The organism is Flavobacterium sp. (genome assembly GCF_043778725.1).
In the GTDB taxonomy this organism is placed as follows: Bacteria; Bacteroidota; Bacteroidia; order Flavobacteriales; family Flavobacteriaceae; genus Flavobacterium.
Window position 1 is genome coordinate 1 of sequence record NZ_JAYWFT010000093.1, and the last position, 4,814, is coordinate 4,814.

Below are 4,814 nucleotides of genomic sequence, written 5' to 3' on the forward strand. Positions count from 1 at the left end.
CCACTTTTAATGAAATCTTTAATAACACCATCTGTATCAATGGTCTCAAAACTTATTTTATTTCCTACAATGTGTCCAATTTTTTCTTTGTTTAGTACTATTACCGATTCCTTAAATTTTAGTAAAACAGTATATCCTTTTTTTGGATAATCAATAATGTTTGTAACTCCTTTTTTATCAAGGCAAACTATTGAATCATTGTACTGTATATAATAAAAGGAATTATTTGTAATTGTACTTATGCGGAGATTGTTGGTGTTTGTGTTTTGTTTGTTATACTTGCTTATTACATTGAACATTTCACTGTTAGATTGCAAAAAAATATTGTTGCTAACTTGTATGCCTTCATTATCCTTTAATTGTTTTATTTGATTGTCTGTAATGCTGTATTGTTTTTCTTCAGGTGATGTAGAGAAGTAAATTACACCTGTGTTAGAATCTTTAAATAGGTTTGTAATTCTTTGGGTACTTATCTTCGGATATTTGCTATTTTTAACACAAGTTGCTTCCTCCCAATCGTAACGAAATAATCCTAGTTCGGTTCCAATCCATACAAATCCGTTGTTGTCAGTAATGCAATTATTTACATAAACTTCTGATAGTCCATTATTGCTGTTTATCCATTTGACTTGAATTAAATCAGGATTTGTTTGAGCGTCAAGGAGAAGAATGTTTACAAAAAACATTAGTATGTTAAAGTTTTTCATTTCATTTTTTTGTATTAACAAATATAAACTAAAAAAGAATAGTATGTTAAATTGGTTTTTTGGATTTAATTAACGATTGGATTAGTTGAAGTTATTGCCCAGATTTGCAGTCTTTTCATAAATAATCTTTCATATTGGAATGTTTTTTATCTGTTTTAGAATACTGTTTTATTAAATTAAGTATTCATTCTCCATTTGGGAGGTGTTTTTATTGACAAAAAAACACTAAAGTTGATTGATTCAAAGTTTACTTTTAAACACATTAAATTATATTTTTTTGTTTTTAAAATAACACTTTTTTTGTAATTTAGTCGAAAATTAATAACCCCCAATTTACTATTTTACATGATTGAAAATCTAATTATCAAAAAAATACTTGTAGCAAACCGCGGAGAAATTGCTATTAGAGTATTTAGAGCTGCATCTGAATTAAGAATAAAAACTGTTGCTGTTTACACCTATGAAGATAGGTATTCTTTGCATAGGTATAAAGCTGACCAAAGTTTCCAAATAGGTGATGAATCGGAGGCTTTAAAACCTTATCTTTCTATTGAAGAAATCCTCAATGTTGCAAAAGAGAATCAAGTTGATGCTATACATCCTGGTTATGGATTTTTGTCTGAAAATGTAGATTTTGCTCGAAGATGCCAAGAAGAAGGGATTATTTTTGTGGGACCACGAGTTGATGTTATGCTTCAACTAGGCGATAAAGTAGCGGCTAAGAAAGTAGCTAAGAAAGTTGATGTACCACTGATTAAAGATTCTAAAATCCCACTCAATTCTGTTGAGGATGCCTTGTCTGAGGCTGTGGAAATTGGATACCCAGTAATGCTTAAGGCAGCAGCAGGTGGTGGTGGAAGAGGAATGCGTGTTGTTCATAATTCAGATATGATGGCAATGTCTTTTGGCAATGCAAAAAGTGAAGCAATAAAAGCATTTGGAGATGACACTATGTTTATTGAAAAATTCATTGACAACCCAAAGCATATTGAGGTACAAATTTTGGGCGATAATCATGGTAATGTTGTTCATCTTTACGAAAGAGACTGTTCGGTTCAACGAAGATTTCAAAAAGTAATTGAGGTGGCGCCCTCTATTTTAAAACCAGAAACTAAAAAACGACTGTTTGATTATGCGTTAAAAATTGCAAAACATGTTAATTATAACAATGCAGGTACGGTAGAATTTTTAGTTGATAAAGAAGAGAACATCTATTTTATTGAAGTTAATCCTAGAATTCAGGTTGAGCATACTATTACAGAGGAAATAACAGGAATTGACATTGTGCGATCACAAATTATTATTGCTGCAGGACATCCGCTTTCACATAACCAGATATTTATTCATAATCAAGACGACATAAAGTGCAGTGGTTGGGCAATACAATGCAGAATTACAACCGAAGATCCAGTGAACGATTTTAAACCAGATTATGGCACTATCATTGCTTATAGAAATGCTGGCGGCTACGGTATTCGTTTAGATGAAGGAAGTTGTTACTCTGGCGTTGTAGTTTCTCCTTTTTTTGATTCGATGTTAGTAAAAGTTTCATCTAGTGGAAGAACATTAAAAGGAGCTTCTGACCGTTTGCGAAGAGCGTTGGAAGAATTTAGAATTAGAGGTGTAAAAACAAATATTCCTTTCCTTATAAATGTGATGTCCAATGATACATTTAGAAACGGTGGTGCCACCGTTAATTTTATACAGGATAATCCGCTTTTACTTATTCCTAGATATGAATATTCTCAAGATAGAGGGACAAAATTAATAAAATATTTGGCGGAGTTAAAAGTGAATGGTCATCCTGACATAAAAAATTATGATGCCAATAAAACTTTTAGAAAACCAATTATTCCAATGATTACTCAAAAGGAATACCCCAAAGGAACAAAGGATTTGCTAAACGAGTTGGGTAGGGATAAGTTTATTGACTATATAAAAAATGAAAAGACAATATTTTATACAGATACTACACTTCGGGATGCGCATCAATCACTTTTTGCAACTCGACTAAGGAATCATGATCTTCTTAAAGTTGTTGAAGGTATGGCCAAAAATTTCCCTCAATTGTTTTCTATGGAAGTTTGGGGTGGTGCTACTTTTGACGTAACGATGCGCTTTCTTCATGAAGATCCATGGGAACGATTAAGATTGATTAGAAAAGCAGCACCTAATGTATTGTTGCAAATGCTTTTTAGAGGAAGTAATGCTGTTGGTTACGCTGCTTATCCTGATAATGTTTTAGAACAATTTATAATTAAAAGTGCCGAAAATGGTATTGATGTTTTTAGAATTTTTGATTCTTTAAATTGGATTGAAGGAATGCGACATAGTATTAAAATTGTACGAGAAAAAACAAATTCCATAGCAGAAGCTTGTATTTGTTACACTGGTGATATATTAAATCCTGATCGCCCAAAATTTAACTTGCAGTATTATGTAGATTTGGCTAAAGAATTAGAAGCTGCAGGCGCACACATGCTTGCGATAAAAGATATGGCAGGTTTGTTAAAGCCCTACGCTGCCGAAGTGTTAATTAAAGAATTAAAAAAGCACATTTCTATCCCTATCCATTTGCATACACACGACACATCGTCTGTACAATCTACTACCTATTTAAAAGCAGTCGAAGCAGGCGTAGATGTAATTGATGTAGCTTTAGCTTCTATGAGCGGTTTAACGTCGCAACCTAATTTTAATTCATTCGTTGCCTCTTTAGAAGGATCTGAAAGAGAATCCCAGATAGATTTAAAAAAATTAAACGAATATTCAAATTATTTTGAAGTAGTAAGAGAATATTATTATCCTTTTGAAAGCGAACTAAAAGCAGGAACTGCCGAGGTTTATAATCATGAAATCCCTGGCGGACAGTATTCCAATCTTTTGCCACAAGCAAGAGGTTTGGGATTGGAAGATAAATTTGAAACCATCAAACAAAATTATGTTATTGTTAATGAGTTGTTTGGTGATATTGTTAAGGTTACACCATCATCAAAAGTGGTTGGTGACATGGCATTGTTCATGACATCGAACAATTTGACAGCCATTGATGTGATTGAAAAAGGTGATACACTTGCATTTCCAGAGTCTATTAAACAGTTGTTTAGAGGCGACTTAGGACAACCGTATGGTGGATTTCCTAAAGTGCTTCAAAAAATAATATTAAAAGACGTAGAGCCTTACACTGAAAAGCCAAACGCACACATAGAATCCATTGATTTCGAATTAGAATTAAAAAAACTACACGAGAAATTTGATTCTAAATTGACTCTTGAAGATTTATTATCTTATATTATGTTCCCGAAAGTTTTTACCGATTTTTATGCTTTTAGAAAACATTTTGGTAAAGTTGAAAAATTGGCAACGCCAACGTTTTATTATCCTTTAAAATCTAATGAGGAGGTTTTGGTAAATTTAGCTTTGGGTAAAAACCTCTTAATCAAATTCAGGTATATGGGCGAGCCTAATGAAGAGGGATTTAGAGAAGTTTATTTTCATATTAATGGTCAAACTCGTAATGTTCTTGTGAAAGATAATACTATAAAGTCAACCAAAATTAGCAATGTTAAGACTTCTGATTCTAATGATGTTGGTGCACCATTACAAGGGAAATTAGTAAAAATAATGGTTAACATACACGATGCGGTAGAGAAAGACACCCCTTTATTTGTTATTGAAGCAATGAAAATGGAGACTACTATTTGTTCACCAAAAAAAGGAATTGTATCCAAAATTTTGTTGAAAGAGAATTCAATGGTAGAACAAGATGATTGTGTATTACTTGTAAATTAGTTGCTCTATTATATTAAGTGTTTATTGGAAATAATTAATAAAAATATAGCACCAAAAAGAGATTTTTGGTGCTATATCTTTATTAGATGATTCTTAATGTTTTTAGAAGCTCTGGTATTGTTGTGTTGAGCTTTACAAAAATTACTTGAAATTATGATGTTGGTGTATCATTGTTTTTTATGTTATATGGCAGGCATTGAGTTGATTGAGTAGTTTCAATTTTATTACTTAATGTAGTGGTGTCCATTGTATTCCGTTGAAACCTTCGAACTTGTCTGAGCTTGGGTTGTATCTTAAGCTTCCTTTTAAATCTAT

The 4,814-nt window shown here is 32.1% G+C and carries 2 protein-coding genes; one reads left to right on the top strand and one right to left on the bottom strand.

Translation table 11 applies throughout. The annotated features are described in order from the left end of the window. Positions 1-707: hypothetical protein (locus ACH2CG_RS08310; protein WP_395064076.1), on the bottom strand; the 707-nt coding region annotated here is incomplete at its 3' end. A 345-nt stretch (positions 708-1,052) separates the two neighbouring features. Between ACH2CG_RS08310 and ACH2CG_RS08315 the strand changes: the two genes are divergently transcribed. Further along, positions 1,053-4,499, top strand: coding sequence for a pyruvate carboxylase (locus ACH2CG_RS08315; protein ID WP_395064078.1), 3,447 nt, complete (start codon positions 1,053-1,055; stop codon positions 4,497-4,499). Positions 4,500-4,814 lie beyond the last annotated feature (315 nt).